The organism is Nocardia sp. NPDC055053 (assembly GCF_053608285.1).
The window spans coordinates 18,485-40,856 of sequence record NZ_JBSGVD010000004.1; the positions used below are offsets into that span (position 1 = coordinate 18,485).

Annotated in this window: 24 protein-coding genes and 1 pseudogene; 16 read left to right on the forward strand and 9 right to left on the reverse strand. The window is 68.6% G+C overall.

The genetic code is table 11. From position 1 onward, the window contains the following. Positions 1 to 107 precede the first annotated feature (107 nt). Complete coding sequence (locus ACWF82_RS05410) at positions 108 to 380, forward strand: hypothetical protein (RefSeq protein WP_452498237.1); 273 nt, start codon at positions 108 to 110, stop codon at positions 378 to 380. Positions 381 to 433: 53 nt separating this feature from the next. Here the strand turns inward: ACWF82_RS05410 and ACWF82_RS05415 are convergent, their stop codons facing one another. Continuing rightward, the gene (locus tag ACWF82_RS05415; protein ID WP_452498239.1) at positions 434 to 1,297 is read right to left on the reverse strand and encodes an alpha/beta fold hydrolase; all 864 of its coding nucleotides are present in this window, start codon (positions 1,295 to 1,297) and stop codon (positions 434 to 436) included. Then, positions 1,294 to 1,722, reverse strand: coding sequence for a helix-turn-helix domain-containing protein (locus ACWF82_RS05420; RefSeq protein ID WP_452498241.1), 429 nt, complete (start codon positions 1,720 to 1,722; stop codon positions 1,294 to 1,296). Before ACWF82_RS05420 ends, ACWF82_RS05415 begins: the two co-directional genes overlap by 4 nt. Positions 1,723 to 2,019: 297 nt before the next feature. Between ACWF82_RS05420 and mshC the strand changes: the two genes are divergently transcribed. Continuing rightward, positions 2,020 to 3,258: a cysteine--1-D-myo-inosityl 2-amino-2-deoxy-alpha-D-glucopyranoside ligase gene (gene mshC / locus ACWF82_RS05425; protein ID WP_452498243.1), complete on the forward strand. Its 1,239-nt coding sequence runs from the start codon at positions 2,020 to 2,022 to the stop codon at positions 3,256 to 3,258. On the opposite strand, the gene ACWF82_RS05430 is transcribed toward mshC, so the two are convergent. Further along, the gene (locus ACWF82_RS05430) at positions 3,248 to 4,582 is read right to left on the reverse strand and encodes a flavin monoamine oxidase family protein (RefSeq protein WP_452498245.1); all 1,335 of its coding nucleotides are present in this window, start codon (positions 4,580 to 4,582) and stop codon (positions 3,248 to 3,250) included. The two genes, mshC and ACWF82_RS05430, sit on opposite strands and share 11 nt — an antisense overlap. 65 nt (positions 4,583 to 4,647) lie before the next feature. Here ACWF82_RS05430 and ACWF82_RS05435 point away from each other — a divergent pair, with 65 nt between their 5' ends. The 5 genes from ACWF82_RS05435 (at position 4,648) to ACWF82_RS05455 (ending at position 9,322) form a co-directional block, all read left to right on the forward strand. Next, a complete protein-coding gene (locus ACWF82_RS05435) occupies positions 4,648 to 5,307 on the forward strand; it encodes a TetR/AcrR family transcriptional regulator (protein ID WP_452498247.1) in 660 nt (219 codons plus the stop codon). A gap of 9 nt (positions 5,308 to 5,316) precedes the next feature. Continuing rightward, complete coding sequence (locus ACWF82_RS05440) at positions 5,317 to 6,015, forward strand: dienelactone hydrolase family protein (protein WP_452498249.1); 699 nt, start codon at positions 5,317 to 5,319, stop codon at positions 6,013 to 6,015. A gap of 84 nt (positions 6,016 to 6,099) precedes the next feature. Then, entirely contained in the window at positions 6,100 to 6,885 is a 786-nt protein-coding gene (locus tag ACWF82_RS05445) for a universal stress protein (protein WP_452498250.1), read from the forward strand. A gap of 173 nt (positions 6,886 to 7,058) precedes the next feature. Then, a complete protein-coding gene (locus tag ACWF82_RS05450) occupies positions 7,059 to 8,477 on the forward strand; it encodes a hypothetical protein (RefSeq protein ID WP_452498252.1) in 1,419 nt (472 codons plus the stop codon). Positions 8,478 to 8,479: 2 nt separating this feature from the next. Continuing rightward, on the forward strand, positions 8,480 to 9,322 hold the full coding sequence (locus ACWF82_RS05455) for an Abi-alpha family protein (protein WP_452498254.1): 843 nt from the start codon (positions 8,480 to 8,482) through the stop codon (positions 9,320 to 9,322). Positions 9,323 to 9,328: 6 nt separating this feature from the next. Here the strand turns inward: ACWF82_RS05455 and ACWF82_RS05460 are convergent, their stop codons facing one another. Both ACWF82_RS05460 and ACWF82_RS05465 read right to left on the reverse strand, forming a co-directional pair. Further along, positions 9,329 to 9,985 carry an enoyl-CoA hydratase-related protein gene (locus tag ACWF82_RS05460; protein ID WP_452498256.1) on the reverse strand — a complete coding sequence of 219 codons (657 nt, stop codon included), beginning with the start codon at positions 9,983 to 9,985 and terminating at the stop codon, positions 9,329 to 9,331. A gap of 12 nt (positions 9,986 to 9,997) precedes the next feature. Then, the gene (locus ACWF82_RS05465) at positions 9,998 to 10,606 is read right to left on the reverse strand and encodes a TetR family transcriptional regulator (RefSeq protein WP_452498258.1); all 609 of its coding nucleotides are present in this window, start codon (positions 10,604 to 10,606) and stop codon (positions 9,998 to 10,000) included. Between the two features lie 214 nt (positions 10,607 to 10,820). Here ACWF82_RS05465 and ACWF82_RS05470 point away from each other — a divergent pair, with 214 nt between their 5' ends. Next, positions 10,821 to 11,366 carry a TetR/AcrR family transcriptional regulator gene (locus tag ACWF82_RS05470; protein ID WP_189028826.1) on the forward strand — a complete coding sequence of 182 codons (546 nt, stop codon included), beginning with the start codon at positions 10,821 to 10,823 and terminating at the stop codon, positions 11,364 to 11,366. On the opposite strand, the gene ACWF82_RS05475 is transcribed toward ACWF82_RS05470, so the two are convergent. Both ACWF82_RS05475 and ACWF82_RS05480 read right to left on the reverse strand, forming a co-directional pair. Then, positions 11,363 to 13,228 (reverse strand): Na+/H+ antiporter, encoded by a 1,866-nt coding sequence (locus ACWF82_RS05475; RefSeq protein WP_452498259.1) that lies wholly within the window; start codon positions 13,226 to 13,228, stop codon positions 11,363 to 11,365. The two genes, ACWF82_RS05470 and ACWF82_RS05475, sit on opposite strands and share 4 nt — an antisense overlap. Before the next feature lie 56 nt (positions 13,229 to 13,284). Then, positions 13,285 to 14,040: a histidine phosphatase family protein gene (locus ACWF82_RS05480; protein WP_452498261.1), complete on the reverse strand. Its 756-nt coding sequence runs from the start codon at positions 14,038 to 14,040 to the stop codon at positions 13,285 to 13,287. 150 nt (positions 14,041 to 14,190) lie between these two features. Between ACWF82_RS05480 and ACWF82_RS05485 the strand changes: the two genes are divergently transcribed. After that, positions 14,191 to 14,904 (forward strand): DsbA family oxidoreductase, encoded by a 714-nt coding sequence (locus ACWF82_RS05485; protein ID WP_452498263.1) that lies wholly within the window; start codon positions 14,191 to 14,193, stop codon positions 14,902 to 14,904. A gap of 4 nt (positions 14,905 to 14,908) precedes the next feature. On the opposite strand, the gene ACWF82_RS05490 is transcribed toward ACWF82_RS05485, so the two are convergent. After that, a complete protein-coding gene (locus tag ACWF82_RS05490; RefSeq protein ID WP_452498265.1) occupies positions 14,909 to 15,958 on the reverse strand; it encodes a glucose 1-dehydrogenase in 1,050 nt (349 codons plus the stop codon). A gap of 248 nt (positions 15,959 to 16,206) precedes the next feature. On the opposite strand from ACWF82_RS05490, the gene ACWF82_RS05495 reads away from it, so the two are divergent. Genes ACWF82_RS05495 through ACWF82_RS05510 form a run of 4 tightly spaced genes read left to right on the forward strand, consistent with a single transcriptional unit; the run spans position 16,207 to position 18,537 of the window. Next, the gene (locus ACWF82_RS05495) at positions 16,207 to 16,992 is read left to right on the forward strand and encodes an N-acetylmuramoyl-L-alanine amidase-like domain-containing protein (RefSeq protein ID WP_452498267.1); all 786 of its coding nucleotides are present in this window, start codon (positions 16,207 to 16,209) and stop codon (positions 16,990 to 16,992) included. A gap of 19 nt (positions 16,993 to 17,011) precedes the next feature. Then, a complete protein-coding gene (locus tag ACWF82_RS05500) occupies positions 17,012 to 17,569 on the forward strand; it encodes an isochorismatase family protein (protein ID WP_452498269.1) in 558 nt (185 codons plus the stop codon). Between the two features lie 17 nt (positions 17,570 to 17,586). Then, positions 17,587 to 18,132, forward strand: a complete 546-nt coding sequence (locus tag ACWF82_RS05505; RefSeq protein WP_452498271.1) for a class I SAM-dependent methyltransferase — start codon at positions 17,587 to 17,589, stop codon at positions 18,130 to 18,132. 9 nt (positions 18,133 to 18,141) lie between these two features. Further along, positions 18,142 to 18,537 (forward strand): MerR family transcriptional regulator, encoded by a 396-nt coding sequence (locus tag ACWF82_RS05510; RefSeq protein ID WP_452498273.1) that lies wholly within the window; start codon positions 18,142 to 18,144, stop codon positions 18,535 to 18,537. Between the two features lie 46 nt (positions 18,538 to 18,583). Here ACWF82_RS05510 and ACWF82_RS05515 read toward each other — a convergent pair. Further along, a pseudogene (locus ACWF82_RS05515) lies at positions 18,584 to 18,859 on the reverse strand (mycothiol transferase); the annotation flags it as partial. Positions 18,860 to 18,953: 94 nt separating this feature from the next. Between ACWF82_RS05515 and ACWF82_RS05520 the strand changes: the two are divergent. The 3 genes from ACWF82_RS05520 to ACWF82_RS05530 are packed head-to-tail and all read left to right on the forward strand — an operon-like array spanning position 18,954 to position 22,258. Further along, positions 18,954 to 19,397, forward strand: a complete 444-nt coding sequence (locus ACWF82_RS05520; RefSeq protein ID WP_452498274.1) for a helix-turn-helix transcriptional regulator — start codon at positions 18,954 to 18,956, stop codon at positions 19,395 to 19,397. A 10-nt stretch (positions 19,398 to 19,407) separates the two neighbouring features. Further along, positions 19,408 to 19,818: a VOC family protein gene (locus ACWF82_RS05525; protein WP_452498276.1), complete on the forward strand. Its 411-nt coding sequence runs from the start codon at positions 19,408 to 19,410 to the stop codon at positions 19,816 to 19,818. A gap of 55 nt (positions 19,819 to 19,873) precedes the next feature. Continuing rightward, entirely contained in the window at positions 19,874 to 22,258 is a 2,385-nt protein-coding gene (locus tag ACWF82_RS05530) for an ATP-binding cassette domain-containing protein (RefSeq protein WP_452498277.1), read from the forward strand. The last annotated feature ends 114 nt before the right edge of the window (positions 22,259 to 22,372 follow it).

A 22,372-nucleotide genomic window follows, 5' to 3' on the forward strand; every position in this document is an offset into this window, starting at 1 on the left:
CAGCCCACCGATGCGCTGACGTCGGGTACTGTGAGGCTGCTTTTCCGGGTCGGGGCCGGTGCTAGTGTGCTCCAAGCACTTTCGTCATACAAGATCAGAGGAAATCTATGTCGTCGACCCGCTCGATCGTCACCAGCTCCGCCGCCGCGCTGCTGCTCACCGGTGCTGTCGCCGCCGTTGCCGCGCCCGCGCAGGCGTTCCCCAGCGGCTGGTGGTCCGAGAAGACCTTCGTCTGCACCGCCACGGACCGCAACACCGGTGCGCCGCTGCCCGAGGTCACCGTGCAGGCCCCCGACCAGGTCGGCGCCGCCTACTACGCGCTGCCGCAGTTCGGCCCGGAGGCCGACACCCTGAACGTGCAGTGCTACGCCCAGGCGTGATCATCCGGTGAGTTCGGTGTCGCCGCACCCGACGCGCGGCGACACCGAACGCATCACCGTCGCTCCGGCCGACCGGAGTGCGCGCCGAGGAACTCCCTGATCGTCGCGGTCTGGCCGAACACCCCGTGACCGACATCGGGCAGCAGGCGCACCTCGCCCCGCGTGAATCCGCCGCGGGCACGTTCGGCGGTGCGCGCCGAATCGAACAGCACGTCGCGATCGCCGACGATCACCAGCACCGGAATGTCCACCGTGCGCAATCGCTCGTCGTCGAAGCGGGGCAGCCGCCCGGTGCGCGGCTTGAAGTGGGCGAAGATCAGCTCGACATCGTCGAGGATCGGTCCGGCCGTCTCGTCGTCGAGGCCGAGGACAGTCCGTGCGGAATCGCGCACACTGCCACGACCGACCAGTCCGAGCAGCATGCCCTTCACCAGCCACCCGAATCGTTGACCGCCCAGCCCGCCGGGGCACAGCAGGACCAGCGTGGTGACGCGCCCCGGCCTGCGCAGCACATAGTCGAGTGCCGTCCAGCCGCCGAGTGACATGCCCGCCAGCGCGACCGTGTCGAGTCCGAGGCCGTCCATGACCTCGTCGAGCCAGCTCGCGGTCGCGTCGCTGTCCAGCGGCAGCCGGGTCGGCGCGCTGAAGCCGGGCTCGCCGGGCAGGTCGACGGCATACACGCGGTAGCGGGTCGCCCAGTCGGCGATGTCACCGCGCCAGGCCGTGGTGTTGGCGCCCGAGCCGTGCAGCAGCACCAGCGGCGGCCCGTCCACGGGACCGGAGGCGACGACGAACGTCTCACCGACGCCGGTGTCGATGCGCAGTTCCTCGCGCGGTACCGGCCAGGCGTCGAGGTGCTCGCGGTAGCGCTGTTCGACGACCCGTCGGCCTTCGGCGGACTTGTAGATGCCGGTCATGAGGTGAGGACTCCGTCCATGTAGTCGAGCAGCCGGGCGGTGTCGGTGAGACCGCCGAGCAGGATGACCTTGAGGCGTGATCGCCCCGGGTCGTAGCTGGTTTCCACGCGCAGTGGCGTGCCGCCGGGGCCGCGGGTGGCTGCCGTGGCGGTGAGCAGCGTGGTGATCCGGTCCGCGGTGGTGCGGTCGACGGCGTCGATCTCGACGATGCAGGAGGCCTCGGCGTGCCTGCCGGTCGCGTCCGGTGTCTGCGGGGCGGTGATCGGCAGGCCGGCGAACGCCTCGAGGTCGTCGTGGGCGATCCGGTACTGCTTGCCGATGCGGGCTGCGGGCAGTTTGCCGTCGCGGACGTAGCTGCGCACGGTGCGGACATGCAGTCCGAGTAATTCGGCGACCTGTTCCACCGAATAGAGACGATCTGTCATGAAACTACCCTAAACGAATGTACCTATAGGGAGCAATAGGGAAGGTTAGGGCATTGTGGCGTGTGACAATGCTCGCGATGCCCGTCGTCTCGGCAACTATCAGCCCAGGTCGTTGGTGCCGATGCCGACGATCCGCTCCGCCAGGTCCGTGACCTGCGGATCTGCCTGAGTGCAACCCTTGACGGGAACACCGGAACACGTTTGTGTGCAGGTAGCGGGCCGCATGAGCGACACCGCGAGCAACCGCCTGACCGGGCCGCGGACCGGTCGCCTGGACGGGGGCTCTACCCTCGAATCATGCAGTCCTGGTCCGATATCGCCCTACCGACCGTCCCCGGAGCAGGGCCGCCGTTGCGGTTGTACGACACCGCCGATCGCCAGGTCCGCCCGGTCACCCCCGGCGCGACCGCGAAGATGTACGTCTGCGGCATCACTCCCTACGACGCCACCCACCTCGGTCACGCCGCCACCTACCTGACATTCGACCTGGTCAACCGGCTGTGGCGCGACGCGGGCCACGACGTGCACTACGTGCAGAACGTCACCGACGTCGACGACCCGCTGTTCGAACGCGCCGCCCGCGACGGCGTCGACTGGCGTGACCTCGGCACCTCCGAGATCGAGCTGTTCCGCGAGGACATGACCGCCCTGCAGGTGCTCCCGCCGCACGACTACATCGGCGCCATCGAGTCGGTCGAGGAGGTGGTGGAACTGGTGCAGAAGCTGCTCGCCGCCGGCGCCGCCTACCAGGTCGACGACGCCGAATACCCCGACATCTATTTCCGCACCGACGCCACCGAGCAGTTCGGCTACGAGTCCGGCTACGACCGCGCCACCATGGAGCAGCTGTTCGCCGAACGCGGCGGCGACCCCGACCGCGCCGGCAAGCGCGACGTCATCGACGCGCTGCTGTGGCGTGCCGAGCGCCCGGATGAACCGTCCTGGCAGGCGCCGTTCGGTGCGGGCCGTCCCGGCTGGCATATCGAGTGTGCGGCGATCGCGCTCAACCGGATCGGCACCGAGTTCGACGTCCAGGGCGGCGGCTCGGACCTGATCTATCCGCACCACGAGTACTCCGCCGCGCACGCCGAGGCGATCACCGGCACCCGCCGCTTCGCCCGCCACTACGTGCACGCCGGGCTGATCGGTCTCGACGGCGAGAAGATGTCGAAGTCCAAGGGCAACCTGGTGCTGGTGTCGAAGCTGCGCCGCTCTGGTGTCGACCCGGCCGCGATCCGGCTGGGCCTGCTCGCCGGGCACTACCGCCAGGACCGCATGTGGACCGACGAGGTGCTCACCGACGCGCAGACCCGCCTGTCCCGCTGGCGTGACGCCGTCGCCTTGACCGGTGGCCCGTCGGCGGCCGACACCGTCGCCCGGCTACGTCAGCACCTGGCCGACGACCTGGACACCCCCAAGGCGCTCGACGCGATCGACAACTGGGCGACGCAGGCGCTGACCTACGGTGGCGCCGATCCCGCGGCGCCCGCGCTGGTGCGGGACGCGGTGGACGCGCTGCTTGGCGTCACCCTCTGAGAGGTCGCGGGCCACCCGCGACTTCAGGCTCCGCTCGGAGGGCGGCCGCAACCTCCCCGGCCGCGCGCTCTCCCGACCGCACCGCACCTTCGAGATACCCGGTCCACCGCGGTGCGGTTTCGGTTCCTGCCCAATGGATCGGACCGGTCGGACTGGCCGGATGCGTCAGGGCCCGCAGCGCCCCTGGTATCGGCAGCGCGCTATAGCCGCCACCCACATGCGGATCGTGGTGCCACGACTTCTCATGCCAACTCAGGGGATTCATCGTCCGCGAACCGAAATGCTCAGCCAGCGAGCCCAGCACGGTGTTCCGGCGGTCGTCTGCCGAGAGTCGATCCAGGGCGCGCGCGGAGCGGCCGGGAACCAGTACGCACAGATGGCCCGGACCGTCGTCCGGTGAGGCGTCGAATGCGGCGGGAACCGGGCCGCTCAGGTCGAGAACTTCTCCGCTGCGCCCGTTCTCGCGCCAGAACGGAGTGTCGTAGACAGCGACCGCCTTGTAGATCGTGCCCATCGCGGTACTGGTCTGAGCCAGCCGACGTTCCGCGGGCAACGGCGGCTCGTGCTTGATCGCGGCGGCGATCGGCGGCGGGGCGGTGACGATCGCCCGGATGGCACGGACCGGTCCCGACGGGGTATCCACCCGGACACCGTCGGCCGTCCGTGTCATGGCCGTGACCGGGCGACTCAGGTGCACCACGGGCCCGAGTTCGGTCGCCAGCGCGTCGGCGAGATTCCCGACCCCGCCGGATAACAGCGATTCCTGTGCGCCACCGGCGGTGCCGAGCATGACCCGTAGCCCACCCGCCGACCGGATCCCGGTCCCGAGCGCCCCCACCGACACTCTGTCGAGGTCACACGCCAGCGCTTCGGACAGGATGACATCGAGCAGCCGCCGCGTCCGACGACCGGGAATCCGTGCGATCCAGTCGGCCACGGTGACCCGATCGGACATCGCGCGGAAAGGCAAGCGGGACAACACCTCCAGCCGCAGCAGGGCCAGACCCGCCGAGAGCGTGGTCAGCGGCGCGGACCCGATCGTGCGGCCACCGTCGACCAGCAGTGGTGTTCCCTGCGAGGGGGTGGGGAACAGGTGCATCCCGAATTCCGTTGCGAGCTCGGCAATTCGCGTGTGATCGTGACCGATCCACTGGCCACCCAGATCGACCGGCGTGTCCGCGCCGGATCGCACGGTGAACGCGCGCCCACCCACCCGATCCGCCGCCTCGAGCACGAGAACGTCCACCCCACGCGATCGCAGGGCCCGTGCCGCGGTCAGTCCGGCGAATCCTGCCCCGACGATGACGACTGTTGCCTCTTCCATGGCTACTCCCGGTTATGCAACGCTTGTTGTAGAACAAGTGTTGCATAACCGGGTAGGCTGTGGCTATGCCTCGACAGGTCGATACCGCGGCCCGACTCGCCGCCATCGGTGATGCCGTACTGTCCCTCGCGGTCGACGAGGGGTTCGGCGCGGTGACAATCCGCGCGGTGGCCGATCGCATCGGCGCGTCCACCTCGGTCGTGACCCACTATGTGGGCGGCCGGGACACTATGCTGCGCACCGCGATTCGTCGTCAGATCGACCTGCGCCGCGTCGAGGGCGAGGCGGTGCTCGACGGGCAAGGTACGACGGGTGCGGCGGCCCTGCGCGCACTGATCGAATGGGCGGTGCTGACTCCCGATGAGCGGACGCACCGGGTGTGGCTGACGCTCGTGCTCGGGAGTCATGCCGAACCCGTTCTGCGCGCCGAACTCGATCTGTTCAACGACTGGTGGGACGGCCGTGTGCGGCGTCTACTGGCCGACGCGGGCATTGCCGAGACCGATATCGAAGCCGTGTGCGACGTCCTCGATGTGGTGGTCGACGGGCTGGTGGTCACCGGCTTCGACGAGGGTCGCCCGTGGTCGACCGCGCGTCGGGAACGCGCGCTGACCGCGCTCTGGGCGACCCTCGAATCGTCAGCGTTCCGGAGCGGTGCTCGGTCCGAACCTCCTGATCAGCGACGCGCCGACGGATCGGCCACGGATCGTGGGCGCGGACTCTAGATTCGAGCGATGGAATCGATCGAGATCGATAGTCCCTCCGGACGGCTCGAAGCGCTGATCGCCCGCCCGCAGGGGACGGGCCCGTGGCCGGGTGTCGTCGTCCTGCACGACGGCCTCGGCGTGAACGCCGATCTCCGCCGTCAACTCGACATCGTCGCCGGTCACGGCTATCTGGCGATCGCACCGAACCTGTTCACCCGTGGCCGCGCCCGCTGCATCCAGCAGGCGTTCCGTGCGCTGGCGTTCACCGGCGATGGACCCGCGGTGGGGGAGATCCTCGCCGCCCGCGACCGGCTCGCCACCGACCCCGCCTGCACCGGCCGCATCGCTGTCCTCGGCTTCTGCCTCGGCGGTGGTTTCGCGCTGCTCACCGCACCGCAGGGTTTCCACGCCTCTGCCCCGTTCTACGGCGGCCTCTACGGCGACTACAAATCCCTGCTCGACGGCGCGTGCCCGGTAGTTGCCAGCTACGGCAGGCTCGATCCGTCACTGCCCGGCGCGGCGGGCAAGCTCGACGCCGCGCTGACCGCCAACGGCGTCGAGCACGACATCAAGACCTACCCGAACGCCACCCACAGCTTCGCCAACGTCCTGCCGGGAAACGCGGTGCTGCAACGCATCGGACTCGGCTACGACGAGGCCGCCACCGAGGACGCCTGGCAGCGGATCTTCGCCTTCTTCGACCGGCACCTGCGCGCCGGCGAGTGAGCCGCGCGAGCAGGTTGCCCGGAGTGTGCGGCGTTTATACTGTGGCCAAGCGCAGCTGACCTGCCGTCGATCGGAGAGCGTCACATGGGATACCAGCGCATCGTGGTGGGGTCCAATGGTTCGGAATCCGCGCGGACGGCCGTTGCGGTCGCCGGTGAACTCGCGCTCAAGCTCGCTCTCGAGGTCACGGTGGTCAGCGTTTGGAAGGAAGCGACGCTCAAGGCGGGCACCGATGCCGCGTGGGCCGAAGCGGTCACCGCGGCCGCCGCCGAAGCGCTGCTCGACGCGGGCCTGACCGACGTGCGGTGTCTCGAGCTTCCCGGCGCCGCGGGTGCGGTCCTGCTGGACGCCGCCGCCGGTGAACCCGGCACCCTGCTCGTCATCGGCGGCGGCAGCCTGGGCAGTTCGAAGGCGCGACTGCTCGGTTCGACCGCCAATCATGTGTCCCACCACAGCGAGTCCGATGTCGTGTTCACGCACAAGATCCCGAAGCGCTGGACCACGGTCGGGCTCACCACCGACGGATCGGCCAGCTCGATCACCGCGGTGCGCCGCGGTTACGACGTCGCGGTCGGCCTCGGCGCGCGCCCGTTCCTGGTGACCTCGGCCAAAACCGACGACGACGGCGCCGCGACGCTCATCGAGGTCGAAGCCGCGGCAGCGGTCGAGGATCCGGGGCTGTTCGGTCGCGACGTGCTGACCGGGGTCCCCGCGGCGGAGGCTATCTGCAACGCGGCCTGGAAATACGACCTGGTGGTCATCGGCAATCGCGGAATGAGTGGTCCCGCACGGCTGTTGGGTTCGGTCGCCAACAAGGTCACCCACGATATCGACACCAACCTGCTGCTGGTGAACACCACCAACGCGTGAACGGCGGGCCGGCGAATCCGTCGGCACCCTACGCGATGAACTCCATGGTGTAGGGCTGATTTCAGGTTTGCTCCGGTTTAACGGGTAACCGTCGAACTTGCCCGAAACCTACTGTTCGGTCACTTATGATGACCGGACGCGCGAGGTTCGGAATACGACGGAGTGGACGCTGGATGAATGCTGGGATCGAAGCGGCGGGCTTCTTCGGCCTGCTCGACTGGGAGAAGACGACCGGCCTGAGCAAGTTCTGGGTCGACATGATCAGCATTCCGATCTTCAGCGCCATGGCCGGTCTGATCACCAACTGGACCGGCGTGATCATGTTGTTCGCGCCGGTGCGGTTCACCGGTTTCTATGTGCCCGGCCTCAAGACGATCTTCCCGCTGCTGCCGCGCAAGGTGCAGATCCTGCCGACCTTCGCGCCCGGCGGCATCCTCGGCTTCCAGGGCTTCATCCCGGCGCGCGCGGAGAAGATGGCGAGCCTGATGGTCGACAACGCCGTCGCCAAGATCGGGACCGCGAAAGACTTCTTCGACCAGATGGATCCGCGCAAGATCTCCGCACAGGTCGCGCAGGTGGCGTTGCCGAACGTGCGGTCGATGGTCGACTCGATCATGGTCACCGAGCATCCGCAGCTGTGGGCCGACATGCCGCCGCGCGCCCGCGAGGTCGTGTACTCGACGGTCGAGGCGGAACTGCCTGCGATCACCGACCGCGCCTTCGATTTCATCGGCGCCAATATCAACCAGTTGCTCGATGTGAAGCTGATGGTCGTCGGCTATCTGCGGCGGCGCCCCGAACTCCTCAAGGACGTCATCTACGGGTTGGGTGCGCCGGAATTGCGGTTCATGATCCGCAGCGGGGTGCTCGGTCTGCCCTTCGGCGTGATCGTGGCGCTGTGGTTGTCGCTGCTGCACTACAGCACCCCGCACGGGGACACGCCCGCCCTGATCTCGCTGCCCGGCTGGCTCTACACCATTCTGCATTTCCTGCCGGCGTGGATGTGGGTGCTCCTCGGTGGCGCGGTCGTCGGCATGCTGGTCAACATCATCGCCATCAAGGTGGTGTTCGAGCCGGCGACACCGCAGCCGCGCTACAAATACCCGTGGGGCGTAGCGAAATTCGCCAAACGCCAGCATCAGGCGGCGGCCGATCTCGGGCACGCGATCGGGTACCAGATCGTCACGCTCGATGTCGTCACCGAACAACTCCTCGACGGGCCGAGCGGCGACAAGACTCGCGCCGTCATCGCGCACTTCCTCAAGGCCGAGATCGACCGGGTACTCGGGCCGCTGCGGTCGGTGACCCGGCTTGCGGTCGGGCCACGCCAATTCGACGCGATCCAGGCGACGGCGGGTGCGAGCCTGGCGACGGAGATGAAGCCGTGGCTGATCGAGGACGTCGAGTTCTCCCAGACCACCGCGGCCAGCGTCGATCAGCTGGCCACCGAGAAACTGCGCGAGCTGCCGCCCGACGAGTTCGTCGAAATGCTGTACACCGCCATCGAACAGGACGCCTGGCTGCTGTACGCGCACGGTGGCGCGCTCGGTGTCCTCGTCGGCTCACTGCACCTGCTGGTCTTCGGAGTGTGAGCATGGACGAGCGCGAGAACCTCCCCGAACCCGTTCCCGGGCCCGTGATCCCCACCGACCTGGCCGGATTGGCGCGCATCGCCGGACTGTCGTTGCGCCACATCGTCGGTGCGGTCACCAAGGGCGCGCTGCGCACCGCCACCGACCTCGCCGACGACATCCGCGCGGGCGAACCGATATCGCACATCATCGACCAGAGGGTCGAATCGCTGCGCCGGATCGCGCTCAGCGCGCTCGGCCTGACCAGCACCGCCGCCGGCGTGTACGGCACTGTCGACTCCGGTGTCGACGCCGAGGATCTCAAGGCGATGGGCGACGCGATGATCACCGAGGGCTGGGATTCGGCGCAGCAGCCCCGCGACCTGCACCCTTCGTTCGTGCCGATCCTGCACGACCTCACGCCCGACGAGGCCCGCATCCTGCGTTTCCTCGCCGTCGCCGGTCCGCAACCGGCGATCGACATCCGCACCAAGGCGCCGTTCGGGATCGGTTCGCAGCGCCTGGCCGATGGCATCAACATGATCGCCTACATGGCCGGATGCGCACTGCCCGAACGTGATCACCACTATCTGGGCAATCTCAGCAGGCTCGGGCTGGTCCGCTTCTCCACCGAACCGGTCGCCGATTTCCGTCGGTACGCGTTCCTGGAGGCACAGCCCAGCGCCCAGGCGGCCTACAAGTCGGTGAAGATGCGGGCGATCAGCTCCTATCGCAGCATCTACCTGTCGGTGTTCGGCAAGCAGTTCTGCGACGCGTGTTTCGTGCTCGGCGACTACACCGGGGGCGGCTGGGCCAGTGACGATCGTGGTGACGTCTATCTGGGCAAGGGCCCCCGGCTGCCGTGATCGCCGTCAGTCCTTGCCGCGCAACGCGTCAAGGACGTCGGCGAACATCACCGACTTGATCGCGGTCATCGTCGGCTGGTCCTTGCCGCCCAGCGGCGCGACCATCGCCAGCGCGGTATCGAGGACCTCGGACTCGGCGACCGCGGCGTCGACGAGGTCGGCCGCGAGCGCGTCGGTGCCACCGTAGCGACGGGCCGTGGTCATCGCGGCGACCGCCGTCTTCGGGGGCACCTTGGCCTGGATCAGCGCGGCCATGCCGTTGGTGAACGGGATGCGGATGTCGGCCTCGGGGAAACAGAAGAAGCCGCGGTCGGCGCGCATCACCCGGTAGTCGTGCGCGATCGCCAGCATGGCGCCTGCGCCGAAGGCGTGGCCGCCGATCGCGGCGACGGTCGGCATCGGCAGGGTCAGCATCCGGCCGAACAGGGTGTGCACGGCTTCGACGTAGTCGGCGGCGTGGTCGCCGTTGGCGGACAGCCAGTCCAGGTCCAGGCCGTTGGAGTAGATCTTGCCGGTCGCGGTGGTCACCAGGGCGGCGGCGCCCGCGGCGACGGCGGCGTCGAGATGGGTGTGCACCTCGGTCATGAAGTCGGGGGAGAAGCGGTTCTCCCCGTCGCCGAGGTCGAGGATCGCGATCGCGTCGTGGTGGCGCAGGGTGGGCATGGATGGTTCCTTTCAGCGGGGGCCGAGTTCGAGCACGGCACGGACGGCGGCACGCAGGTGTTCGCGGGCCAGGGGGTCGGTGAGCCGGTCGCGGCGCAGCAGCAACGCGGTCGGCAGGTCGACCAGGCAGGTGGTGACGGTGGCGACGCCGCGCCGGTCGGCGCGACCCCACAGGGCGCGCGCGAGCCGTTTCAGCGCGGTCAGCAGCGCCTTCTCGGTGGCGGCGATCTCGTGCGCGAGGTCGGCGGGCAGGTCGCCGGCGAGCAGGTCCGCGCGGTCGACGAGCATCAGCAGGCGGGCCGAGTCGGGGTGGGTGTCGGCCAGGCGCGCCGGGGTCTCGGCGGCATCGACGACCGCGTCGATCCTGGCGCTGCGGTCGGTGGCGTCGACGGCGCGGTCGATGTCGGCGGCTTGCAGGGCCAGGAAGCGGCGGGCCGCGCGTAACCAGGTGCGTGCCAGCACTTCCTGACGGGAGGCGAAGGTGTGGTACAGCGCGCCGTTGGAGACTCCGGTCGCGGTGGCGACGGCGCGCACGGTCACCGCGGCGGGACCGGAACGGGCGGCGATGTTCTCGGCGGCGTCCAGCACGGTCTCCGGGTCGTGGGTGCGCGGTCTCGGCATGAACAAAAGTTTACAGAGCATCTGCTCTGTAATTCCATCCGGATGGGCATGTCGCCAGGTTGGGCGCCGATTTCGTTCCAGCACTTGATATTTCGATCTCACAGCCGGAGATTCGGCCACAGCATGGACTTCGTTGTGCTCGCGCGAGTCCTCGTTACGATCGGGTACTGTTCGCATTCTTCGGCCCTGTCCGCACGAACAGATCGGCATCGCGATGTCCCGAGTGGTCACCAAGGAGCAGTACTACGACACCGCTGTGGCGGTGCTCGCCGAGTTCGGCTTCAAAGGTCTCAACATCGGTGTGCTGTGCCGTCGCCTCGGTGTCACCAGCGGCTCGTTCTACCACCACTTCGGCTCGTGGCAGGGCTTCGTCGACACGCTGTTGGAGCACTGGGAGAACCGGCAGATGGTCGAGCTACGCGCGCTGGATGTCGGCCACGGCGATCCCGATGCCGACGTGCGCGCCATGTCGGCGCTGGCCAGCGGTCTCGAACACGGCGCCGAAGCCGCGCTGCGCGCCTGGGCGGCCAACGACGAGTCGGTGCACGTGACGGTCAAGCGGGTCGACGAGTCACGCAGGCGGACCGTGCACCGCGTCATCGACAGCGTCGTCGGCGACGAGGCGACCGCCTCGGTCGTCACCGAGTTCGGCATGGCCATGCTGATCGGCTACCAGCAGCTCGCCGCGACCGGCGAACCCACCGAACTGGACCGCCTGCTCGCCGAATACGCGCGCCTGATCTACTCGCACCGCCGCTAACCGAGCAGTTCGTCCACGTAGCACCAGCGCCAGACTTCCCCGGGCTCCACACTGCGCATCACCGGATGCGCCGTCGCCGCGAAGTGGGCACTGGCATGGTTGCCCAGCGAGGACTCGCAGCAGCCGATATTTCCGCAACCGGTGCACATCCGCAGATGCACCCAGGGCAAGCCCTCCTCGACGCACCGGCGGCACACCAGCTCACCGACCGGCTCCCGCAGCAGCGGCGCGTGTTCGAGATGCGCGCAACCGTCGGCGGCCCCGGCACCGGCGAGCGGTTCGACGCCCGGTTCCTCGTCGGCCTCGTCGAACCGATCGATCATCGACTCCTCGAGATCGAGCCGCGCCAGCACATGCTGGAGCACCTCGTAATCCACCGTCCCGGCATCGCGGACCCGCAGCACCGCATCGCGTTCGGCGCCGAGCATCGCCAGCCGCAGGCGCCGGTACTCCGCGGTCGGGGTCATCTGTTCGGCTTCGGGGCGTCCCAGCCGTTCCCAGGCCGCGTTGGTGCGCCAGACCAGCCGTTGCCGCAGCGACTCGATCACCGGCTCCGGCGTGTCGGGGCCGATCTGTTTGTCGAGTTCGGCCAGGCCCGCGCTCGTAGCCTGTTGCAGCAGATCGGCTTTCGCCAGTGCGTCCTCCGCGCGGCTCGGCCCGCGCAGGCGCAGCAGCCGCACCAGCCACGGCAGCGAGGTGCCCTGCACCAGCAGCGTGCCGCCGACCACCACCAGCGCGAGCAACTCCAGCACCGGCAACTGCGGTGTCGTGGCGGGCAGCAACAGCACCGCGGCCAGGGTCACCACGCCACGCATCCCCGCCCACGACACCACCGCGGCGTGGCTCAACGGCTCGGTCGTGCGCCCGAAAAGCCGGGCGACCAGGACCGGGGTGAACACCCAGACGGGCCGGGCCAGCATCACCGCGGCGAGCACCGCCCCCGCCGCCACCAGCAGGGTGCGATGGTCGAGGCCGCTGTGCCAGGCGCCGTCGACGATCCAGCGCACCTGCAGGCCGATGATCAGGAAGACCGCGCTCTCCAGAATGAACTGGATGGTGCGCCAGTTCGTCGTCTCCGCGACCCGCGACGCGGCGCCCTGCCAGCGTTGCGCGCCGTGGCCGAGGATCATTCCGCAGGTGACGACCGCGATCACGCCGGAGGCGTGCACGTGCTCGGCGGGCAGATAGGCGACGAACGGGGCGAGCAGCGACACCGTGGTATCGAGCACCGGATCGTTGATCCGCTTGCGCAGCAACACCAGTCCCGCCGCGACCACCCCGCCGATCACCGCGCCACCGACCGCGGCGAGCAGGAAATCGCTGCCGATCTGCCACACCGTCACCGTGCCGCCGATCGCCGCGATCGCTCCACGCAGCGACACCAGTGCCGTCGCGTCGTTGAACAGCGACTCGTCCTCGAGCACGGTCACGATGCTGCGCGGCATCCCGGTGCGCCGCGCGATCGCCGTCGCCGCGACCGCGTCCGGGGGAGCGACCACCGCGCCCAGCGCCACCGCCGCCGCGAACGGCACCGGCAGCAACCACCACACCACCAGCGCCACCGCGAAGGTGCTGAACAGCACCAATCCGACCGACAGCGACGCGATCGTGCGCAGGTTGTCCTTGAAGTCGACCAGCGAGGTGCGCAGCGCCGCCGTATAGAGCAGCGGCGGCAACAAGCCCAGCAGCACCACCTCGGGCTCGAGATGCACCTGCGGCACCATCGGCACATAGGACGCGGCGACGCCGGCCAGGGTCAGGACGAGCGGTTCCGACACCCCGAATCGCCGGGCCAGCGCCGCGAGCGCGGTCGCCGAGCCGATAAGAACCACCAAGCCGATCGCCATATGCACGACCAGCATTCTTCCATCGGCACTACGCCGGCATCAGGGCCGAGGCGTCATGCGGGCATTCGAGCTCAGCCGACCTGCTCGGTGCCGGCGAGATGACCGACCTCGCCCCACACCCGCAGCTCCAGCCGCGGACCTTCGCGCCGCCACTGCGACACCGACGCGTTCGGGACGGGCTCGAGGTGATCCGGTACCGGCGCGCCCATTCCTTCCAGGATGTAGCGCATCGACATCACGACCGCGTCGTGCGTCACCACCAGGACCTGCTCGCCCGCGGCGACCACGTCCAGTTCGTCGAGGAAACTGCGCACCCGCAGCGCCACGTCGGCCAGCGACTCGCCACCGGGCGGGCGATACACCCAGTTGCCGACCCGTTGCCTGCGGGCCGCCTCCTCGGGCGCGCGGCGGCGGATCGCCTTGTAGGGGTGCAGTTCGAACACGCCCATCTCGCGGTCGCGCAGCCGTTCGTCGACGAGGGTCCGGATCGGTCGCAGGTGCCGGTTGCGGGTGGCCGCGGCCTCTGCCATCAACGCCCAGGTCAGCCGGGTGCGCAGGTAGGGGGAGCAGACCACCAGCTCGGGTCGCTGCGTTCCGGACAGCCCAGCCAGCCAGTCGCCCAGACGCCGGGCCTGCCACTGCCCGTACTCGGTCAGGTCCATCCCGGCGTCGGTGCCGCGCATCGGCCGCAGTTCGGTCGCCGGGTCCGCGTACCAGGCATTGGCCTCGCTCTGGGCATGCCGCACCGCCCACAATCCACCCAGTGCGCGGGGCACCGCCAGTCCTTCGGGCACCTGCACCCACCCCCTCTGTCGATCGAACGCCATCGGTCTTCCTTCGTGCTCGTCCCGTCGTGCCCGGACGCGCCAGGGAATAGCGGGCTTCGTTGCCGGCGTTACACCCCAAGAATTTGAACGCCTGTCCAGATATGTCCCGGCGGATCGCCGCCGGATTTTCGTGTGCCGGAGGAGGCCCGCTTGACCACCAGAGTAGAGATCTGGACCGACATCAACTGCCCGTTCTGCTACCTCGGCAAGGCCCGCTTCGAGGAAGCGCTGGCAGGTTTCGACCATCGCGACGACATCGAAGTCGTGCACCGGTCCTTCGAGCTCGACCCCGCCCTGCCCGCCGACGAGACCGGCCCGGTCATCCCGCGCATCGCCGCCAAATACGGCATCAGCGTCGAGCAGGCCGCCGCCAACGAACGCTCCATCGGCGCGCAGGCCGCGGAGCTGGGGCTGCCCTACCAGAGCACCGGTCGCGACTACGGCAACAGCTTCGACATGCACCGGCTGCTGCACTTCGCCCTCGAACAGGGCAAGCAGGACGCCATGCTCGACGCCCTCTACGCGGGCAACTTCGCCGAACCCGAACCGGTCTTCGCCGACACCGAACGCCTTGTCGCGCTCGCGGTGCGGGCGGGCCTGGACGACGCCGCGGTGCGCGCCGTGCTCGCCGACCCGGACGCCTACGCCGACGCCGTCCGCCAGGACGAACGCGAAGCCACGCAACTCGGCGCGACCGGCGTGCCGTTCTTCGTCTTCGACAACAAGTACGCCGTCTCCGGCGCCCAGCCGACCGAGGTGTTCACCCACGCGCTCACCACCGCGTGGAACGACCGCCCGGCACCGCTGGTGATTACCGCCGGGTCCGACGGCGAGACCTGCGGCCCGGACGGCTGCAAGGTCTGACCGCTCACAGGTCGATGACGACCTTGATCACGCTGTGGTCACCCGGCTCGAACGCCTCGAGCGCCCGCTCCAACGGCAGCCGCCGGGTGATCAACCGGCCCAGCCACTCCGGGTCGGCCTTCGCCAGCGCTTCCGCGGCCAGTTCGTAGTGGTGCCGGTTGGCGTTGACCGATCCGAACACCACCGCATTGTCGAGCACGATATTGCGATTGAGCTCGCCCACGTCGACCGAGGCGTCATTACCGGGGGCAGACACCCCCGTCAGGCAGACGATCATGCCCGGATTGTGGATCTTCGCGGCCTGCAACGCCACCGCTGGTGCTCCGGTCGCCTCGATCACGACATCCGGGTCGACCTTCTCGGCCACCTCCGCGGCCGAACCGGTGTGGAAGGTCCCGCCGAGATCGGCCACCAGCCCCGGCTTCGGCCCCTCCGTCGACCGGTCGAGGACATGCACGTCCAACCCCCGCTGGGCACCGAGCATCGCCGCCAGCAGGCCGATCGGCCCCGCACCGGTGATCAGCACCGTCTTCGGATCGAACCACGCCCGTCCGTTGATCTTCTCGATCTGATCCCACGCCTTGGCCACCACCGTCGTCGGCTCCATCAGCACCCCGACCTGAGCCAGCGACGGGTCGAGCCGCACCGCGTAATCGACCGGCACCACCCACTCGCTCGACCCGAACCCGTCGATCTGCTTGATCCCGCGCTCCACATAGTCCCCGTTGCGGCACATGTCGAACTCGCCACGCGCGCACGCCCCACACGGCACCGGATCGGGTCGGCGCACGATCCCGACGACGAGATCGCCTGCGGCGAAAGCACTTCCGTCCGGCGCGGTCCGTACCCGGCCCAGCGACTCGTGCCCGAGGATCAGCCGGTCCCGTCCCGGGGGCGCCCAGCCGTATTCGCCCGAGGCGATCTCCCGGTCGGTACCGCAGATGCCGAGCGCGATCCCGTCGACGAGCAGCTCGTTCGGCCCCGGCACCGGATCCGGCACGTCCTCGATGCTCAACGATCCGGGCTGGTTCGGCACAACGGTCAAAGCACGCATGTCGGTTTCCCTTCCGCCGCAACGGCGATGCTGTCGGAACCTGCACGAGCGACGTGTTCGCGAACTCGCCACGAACACGGACCACCTGCGACAACGGTACGTGATCGCGCGGCATCGGCACGATCGCGAATCGCTTGCGGCTCTCGGCGAACACCCGATCATCGTTGTCAACAGCTGAGGTCGCGCCCGGCCCGTCGGCTACGGTGGAAACCGCTCGCACCGATCGACCGTTGCCTGCTGGAGGCCTGTTGCGCATCATCGTCCGGATCCTGCTCGTGCTCGCCGCGCTCGTCTGCGCCACCGCACCCGTCCTCGGCGCACCGGCCGTCGACGACGCCACCGGCCGCAAGATCGACGACCTGCTCGCCGTGCGCGCCGAAGCGGGCGCCGTGGACCGGGGCGAACTGCTGGCCCGGCTCTCCGCCCGCCTGCTCGGCACGCCCTACGGCGCGAACATGCTCGTCGGATCCGCCACCGAGCCCGAACAACTCGTCGTCGACCTGCGCCGCGTCGACTGCTTCACCTTCCTCGACTACCTCGACGCCGCCTCCCGCTCGACCGACCGCGACCAGTTCGTCACCAACCTGATCGCCACCCGCTATATCGACAGCCGTGTCGAATTCACCCAGCGCAAGCACTTCTTCACCGACTGGGCCACCACCGGCCGCATCGCAGCCACCGACATCACCGCCAGCCTGAGCCCCGCCGCGGTCACTACTACCAAGCACCTCAACGCGAAAGCCGACGGCGGCACCTACCTGCCCGGTCTGCCCGTCGTCGACCGCGCCATCACCCACATCCCGGCGGCCGCGGTCGACGGGGGAGTCGTCGCGGGCTTGCGCACCGGTGACTTCCTCGGCGCCTACACCCCCGAAGCCGGCCTCGACGTCACTCACGTCGGCATCGTCGTCCAAACGCCCACCGGCCCGGTGTTCCGCAACGCCTCCTCCCTGGCCGAATACCAGGTCGTCGATACCCCACTGGCCGACTATGTCCGCACCACACCCGGCATCGTCGTCCTCCGTCCGCTCTGATCCTCGCGAGGTTTTCGCCGTGACCACACTGCCCGACCGTCCCAATACCGCGCTGCTCGTCGTCGACGTCCAGAACGGTGTCGTCGGCGAAGCGATTCACCGTGACGAGGTGGTCGCCAATATCGCCGCACTCGTCGACCGCGCCCGCGCCGCCCGCGTGCCGGTGATCTGGATCCAGCACTCCGCCGCCGACCTCGTCACCGGCACCGAGGCCTGGCAGTACGTTCCCGAACTCACCCGCACCGACGACGAACCGCTGGTGCACAAGCGCTACGGCGACTCTTTCGAAGACACACCGCTCGAGGACTTGCTGGCCGCGGCGGGCGCGGGCCACCTCGTGGTCACCGGCGCCGAAACCGACGCGTGCATCCGCTCCACCATCCACGGCGGTTTCGTCCGCGGCTATGACGTCACCCTCGTCGCCGACGCCCACACCACCTTCGACAAAACCCCCTGGGGCGCACCGAAACCCGACGACGTCATCGCCCACACCAACCTCTACTGGCAGTACCAGCAGGCACCGGGCCGCACCGCCGCCGTCCGCCCGACCGCCGAGCTTGACTTCATGTCGACCTGAACAGGCACGGTGGTCCCATGACCACCTTCGACTCCGCCCAGAGCGCCGGCTACGACCGCCGAGCCACCCGTCTGCTCACCGGCCTGTACCGGCGCATCACCGCCGACATCGACACAGCGACCACCCAGGCCGCCACCGTCGTCGACATCGGCACCGGACCCGGAAAACTGTTGTCCACCTTGGCAACCCGACGCCCAGACCTTCGCCTGCACGGCATCGACCTGTCCCCGCACATGATCGAGATCGCCCACCGCAACCTCGACGGCCACCGCGCCGAACTCACCGTCGCCGACGTCGGCAGCCTTCCACACCCCGACGCGAGCATCGACCTCGCCGTCTCCAGCCTGAGCATGCACGAATGGCCCGACCTCACCGCCGCCACCCGCGAACTGCACCGGATCCTGCGACCCGGCGGCACCCTCGCGATCTACGACTTCCGGTTCGCCCGCACCACGGCGATCCAGCAGGCGCTGCGCGCGCACTTCGGCACCGTCGACACCGAAACCGTCCGGCTCCCATGGCATCCCGTCGCGGTCGTCACCCGCTACCGCGCCACGGCATAGGGTCTGCAGATGGCAGGTGAACACACGACGATCGGCGCGGCGGCGGCACACTTCGGTCTCCCCACCCACGTCCTGCGGCACTGGGAAGACTGCGGGCTGCTCACTCCCGAGCGTGACTCCGCGGGCCGCCGCCGATACCGCGACACCGATCTGGACACCATCGCGATGATCGTCCTCGGCAAGAAGGCAGGCCTGTCCCTGGACGACCTCGGCATCCTGTTCACCCGTGCCCCCGACCGCGCCACCCGCCAACAGGTCCTGCAAGCCCACCGCACCCGGCTGACCGACCAGCTCGCCCGCACCCGAGCCGCCCTCGACGCGGTCACCCATGTCCTCGATTGCGACGCAGAGGACTTCCGCACCTGCCCGCACTTCCTCGACCAGATCGCCGCCGTACGCACCTGACTTCGAACACGGGGATGCGTTCGTCACGTGATCGGCGAGGGACAGGTCAGACGCCCGTGGCTCCATCGATGCGTTCGCGGATGAGATCGGCATGGCCGCAGTGGCGGGCGTACTCGGCGATCATGTGCGTGTAGATCCAGCGCAGACTCACCTGGCCGTCCATGAACGGACTCGTGTCGTCCAACTGGCGCGCGGCGCAATTGCGGCGGGCCTGGTCGATCTCGTCGTTCCAGACGGCCAGGGCGGTGGCGTAGGTCGAATGGTCGAACACCTCGAACCCGCCGTCGTGCCCGGCGGTGTCGGCATCCAGCGGCGGTATCGGCCGTTCATTCGTCGTCACGAACAGCGATGGTGCCAGCAGGGTCCGACACCCACGGTGCTGGGAAACCCCGCCCGGACGTGAGACGATCGCGCATGTGACCAGCACCCCGGAGCGGCCCCAGCATCTCAGGGATCTCGCACTGCTGCGCCGCGTCCGCGATCGTATCGATCGCGAATACGCCCAGCCGCTCGACGTCGAAGCGCTCGCGCGCGGCGTGCACATGTCCGCCGGGCACCTCAGCCGCCAGTTCCGCCTCGCCTACGGCGAATCGCCGTATTCCTACCTGATGACCCGCCGTATCGAGCGCGCGATGGCGCTGCTGCGGCGCGGGGACCTGAGCGTCACCGAAGTCTGCTTCGCTGTCGGCTCCTCCTCGCTGGGCACCTTCAGCACCCGCTTCACCGAACTCGTCGGCGTACCGCCCAGCGTCTACCGCCAGGAACACGCCGGAGCGACCCAGGGCATGCCATCGTGCGTGGTCAAGCGGGTGACCAGACCGATCAGGAATCAAGAAGCGCAGGCGTCGGCGGGTCATTAGCGTGGTCGCCATGAACATCACCATTCACCAGAGCTACCTCCCGCAGGACGACCCCGACGCCGCGCTCGCCTTCTACCGCGACGCCCTCGGCTTCGAGGTCCGCAGCGACGTCGGCTACGGCGGTCTGCGCTGGATCGTCGTCGGCCCCGCAGGCCAGCCCGACACCTCCCTCGTGCTGACCCCGCCCGCCGCCGACCCCGGCATCACCGACGAGGAACGCCGCGTCATCACGGAGATGATGGCCAAAGGCACCTACGCCGGGATCAACCTCGCCACCGACGACCTCGACGGCCTGTTCGAGAAGCTCCAGGCAGGCGAGATCGAGGTGGTCCAGGAACCCACCGATCAGCCCTACGGCGTCCGTGACTGTGCCTTCCGCGACCCGGCGGGCAACATGGTCCGAATCCAGCAGGCGAAGTAAGCCCCACCGCCGGTAGATTCGATGTCCGGCGACGCCGACTGACCGAGGGAGACCCATGAGCACGGCCAAGAAGTCCAGCACCGCGACAGTGGAGCCGGCCGACAGCCACGACCTGATCCGCGTGCACGGCGCGCGCGTCAACAACCTGCGCGACGTCAGCGTCGAGCTTCCCAAGCGCAGGCTCACCGTCTTCACCGGCGTCTCCGGGTCCGGCAAGAGCTCACTGGTCTTCGGCACCATCGCCGCCGAATCACAGCGCCTCATCAACGAGACCTACAGCGCGTTCGTGCAGGGCTTCATGCCCAGCCAGTCACGCCCCGACGTCGACGTCCTCGAAGGTCTCACCACCGCCATCCTGGTCGACCAGTCCCGCCTCGGCGCCGACCCGCGCTCCACCGTCGGCACCGTCACCGACGCCAACGCGATGCTGCGCATCCTGTTCAGCCGTCTCGGCGACCCGCACATCGGCTCCTCGCAGGCCTTCTCCTTCAACGTCGCCTCGATCAGCGGCTCCGGCGCGGTCGCTGTCGAGAAGCACGGCGTCACCGTCAAGGAGCGCCGCAGCTTCACCATCACCGGCGGTATGTGTCCGACCTGCGAGGGCAAGGGCAACATCAACGACATCGATCTCACCCAGCTCTACGACGAGAACAAGTCTCTCGACGAGGGCCCGTTCACCATCCCCGGCTACAGCATGGACGGCTGGATGGGCCGAATCTACAAGGGCAGCGGCTTCTTCGACCCGGCCAAGCCGATCAAGAAGTACACCAAGAAGCAGCTCGCCGACCTGCTCTACAAGGAACCGACCAAGATCAAGGTCGACGGCATCAACCTCACCTATGAGGGCCTGATCCCCAAGATCCGTAAGTCGATGCTGTCCAAGGACGTCGAGGCGCTGCAGCCGCACGTGCGTGCCTTCGTCGAACGCGCCGTCACCTTCGGCACCTGCCCGGACTGCGACGGCACCCGGCTCAGCGCCGAAGCCCGCTCGTCCAAGATCGACGGCATCAGCATCGCCGACGCCTGCGCCATGCAGATCACCGACCTCGCCGAATGGGTCAAGGGCGTCGAAGACCCCTCGGTCGCGCCGCTGCTGGAATCGCTGCGCCAGACCCTGGACTCGTTCGTCGAGATCGGCCTCGGCTACCTGTCGCTGTCTCGGCCCTCGGGCACCCTGTCCGGCGGTGAAGCCCAGCGCGTCAAGATGATCCGTCACCTCGGCTCCTCGCTCACCGACGTCACCTATGTCTTCGACGAGCCGACCGCAGGCCTGCACCCGCACGACATCCAGCGCATGAACGACCTGCTGCTGCGCCTGCGCGACAAGGGCAACACCGTTCTGGTCGTCGAGCACAAGCCCGAGACCATCGTCATCGCCGATCACATCGTCGACCTCGGCCCCGCCGCCGGTTCCAAGGGCGGCACCATCTGCTTCGAAGGCTCCGTCGACGGTCTGCGTGGCAGCGGCACCGTCACCGGCCGCCACTTCGACGATCGCGCCGCCGTCAAGGACACGGTGCGGAAGTCCGGCAGCGCGTTGAAAATTCGCGGCGCCAAGGCCAACAATCTGCGCGATGTCGACGTCGACATCCCGCTCGGTGTGCTGGTCGCGGTCACCGGTGTCGCGGGGTCGGGCAAGAGCTCGCTCGTGCACGGCTCGATCCCGATCGACGAGGGTGTCATCTCCATCGACCAGGCCCCCATCAAGGGCTCGCGCCGCAGCAACCCCGCCACCTACACCGGTCTGCTCGACCACATCCGCAAGGCCTTCGCCAAGGCCACCGGCGCGAAGCCGGCCCTGTTCAGCGCCAATTCCGAAGGTGCGTGCCCGAACTGCAACGGCGCGGGCGTCGTCTACACCGACCTGGCGATGATGGCGGGCGTGTCCACCGTGTGTGAGGTGTGCGAGGGCAAGCGGTTCATGGCCGAGGTGCTCGAATACACCTTCGCGGGCAAGAACATCAACGAAGTGCTGTCGATGCCCGTCGACGAGGCGCGCGAGTTCTTCGGCGAAGGTGAAGCCCGCACTCCCGCCGCCCACAAGATCCTTACCCACCTCACCGAGGTCGGCCTCGGCTACCTCACCATCGGCCAGCCGCTGACCACCCTGTCCGGCGGTGAACGCCAGCGCCTGAAGCTGGCCACCCACATGTCCGACAAGGGCGGCGTCTACATCCTCGACGAACCGACTACCGGCCTGCACCTGGCCGACGTCGAACAACTGCTCGGCCTCCTGGACCGCCTCGTCGACGCGGGCAAGTCCGTCATCGTCGTCGAACACCACCAGGCAGTGATGGCCCACGCCGACTGGATCATCGACCTCGGCCCCGGCGCAGGCCACGACGGCGGCCAGATCGTCTTCGAAGGCACCCCCGCCGACCTCGTCGCCGCCCGCTCCACCCTCACCGGCGAACACCTCGCCGACTATGTAGGCGCCTGACCCCGCTCGCCTCCTCCCTCGGGCCACAGGAACCCGGGGGAGGAGGCTCGATATCGACGACCCCAGAGCGCAGTCTTGACCTCGCAGCAAACGGGCAGCGTAGTGTCGAGGATG

Bases quoted from the DNA above. Each gene is read 5' to 3' on its own strand.
- ACWF82_RS05410 (WP_452498237.1), top strand. From the start codon at position 108: ATGTCGTCGACCCGCTCGATCGTCACCAGCTCCGCCGCCGCGCTGCTG.
- ACWF82_RS05415 (WP_452498239.1), bottom strand. From the start codon at position 1,297: ATGACCGGCATCTACAAGTCCGCCGAAGGCCGACGGGTCGTCGAACAG.
- ACWF82_RS05420 (WP_452498241.1), bottom strand. From the start codon at position 1,722: ATGACAGATCGTCTCTATTCGGTGGAACAGGTCGCCGAATTACTCGGA.
- mshC (WP_452498243.1), top strand. From the start codon at position 2,020: ATGCAGTCCTGGTCCGATATCGCCCTACCGACCGTCCCCGGAGCAGGG.
- ACWF82_RS05430 (WP_452498245.1), bottom strand. From the start codon at position 4,582: ATGGAAGAGGCAACAGTCGTCATCGTCGGGGCAGGATTCGCCGGACTG.
- ACWF82_RS05435 (WP_452498247.1), top strand. From the start codon at position 4,648: ATGCCTCGACAGGTCGATACCGCGGCCCGACTCGCCGCCATCGGTGAT.
- ACWF82_RS05440 (WP_452498249.1), top strand. From the start codon at position 5,317: ATGGAATCGATCGAGATCGATAGTCCCTCCGGACGGCTCGAAGCGCTG.
- ACWF82_RS05445 (WP_452498250.1), top strand. From the start codon at position 6,100: ATGGGATACCAGCGCATCGTGGTGGGGTCCAATGGTTCGGAATCCGCG.
- ACWF82_RS05450 (WP_452498252.1), top strand. From the start codon at position 7,059: ATGAATGCTGGGATCGAAGCGGCGGGCTTCTTCGGCCTGCTCGACTGG.
- ACWF82_RS05455 (WP_452498254.1), top strand. From the start codon at position 8,480: ATGGACGAGCGCGAGAACCTCCCCGAACCCGTTCCCGGGCCCGTGATC.
- ACWF82_RS05460 (WP_452498256.1), bottom strand. From the start codon at position 9,985: ATGCCCACCCTGCGCCACCACGACGCGATCGCGATCCTCGACCTCGGC.
- ACWF82_RS05465 (WP_452498258.1), bottom strand. From the start codon at position 10,606: ATGCCGAGACCGCGCACCCACGACCCGGAGACCGTGCTGGACGCCGCC.
- ACWF82_RS05470 (WP_189028826.1), top strand. From the start codon at position 10,821: ATGTCCCGAGTGGTCACCAAGGAGCAGTACTACGACACCGCTGTGGCG.
- ACWF82_RS05475 (WP_452498259.1), bottom strand. From the start codon at position 13,228: ATGCTGGTCGTGCATATGGCGATCGGCTTGGTGGTTCTTATCGGCTCG.
- ACWF82_RS05480 (WP_452498261.1), bottom strand. From the start codon at position 14,040: ATGGCGTTCGATCGACAGAGGGGGTGGGTGCAGGTGCCCGAAGGACTG.
- ACWF82_RS05490 (WP_452498265.1), bottom strand. From the start codon at position 15,958: ATGCGTGCTTTGACCGTTGTGCCGAACCAGCCCGGATCGTTGAGCATC.
- ACWF82_RS05505 (WP_452498271.1), top strand. From the start codon at position 17,587: ATGACCACCTTCGACTCCGCCCAGAGCGCCGGCTACGACCGCCGAGCC.
- ACWF82_RS05510 (WP_452498273.1), top strand. From the start codon at position 18,142: ATGGCAGGTGAACACACGACGATCGGCGCGGCGGCGGCACACTTCGGT.
- ACWF82_RS05525 (WP_452498276.1), top strand. From the start codon at position 19,408: ATGAACATCACCATTCACCAGAGCTACCTCCCGCAGGACGACCCCGAC.
- ACWF82_RS05530 (WP_452498277.1), top strand. From the start codon at position 19,874: ATGAGCACGGCCAAGAAGTCCAGCACCGCGACAGTGGAGCCGGCCGAC.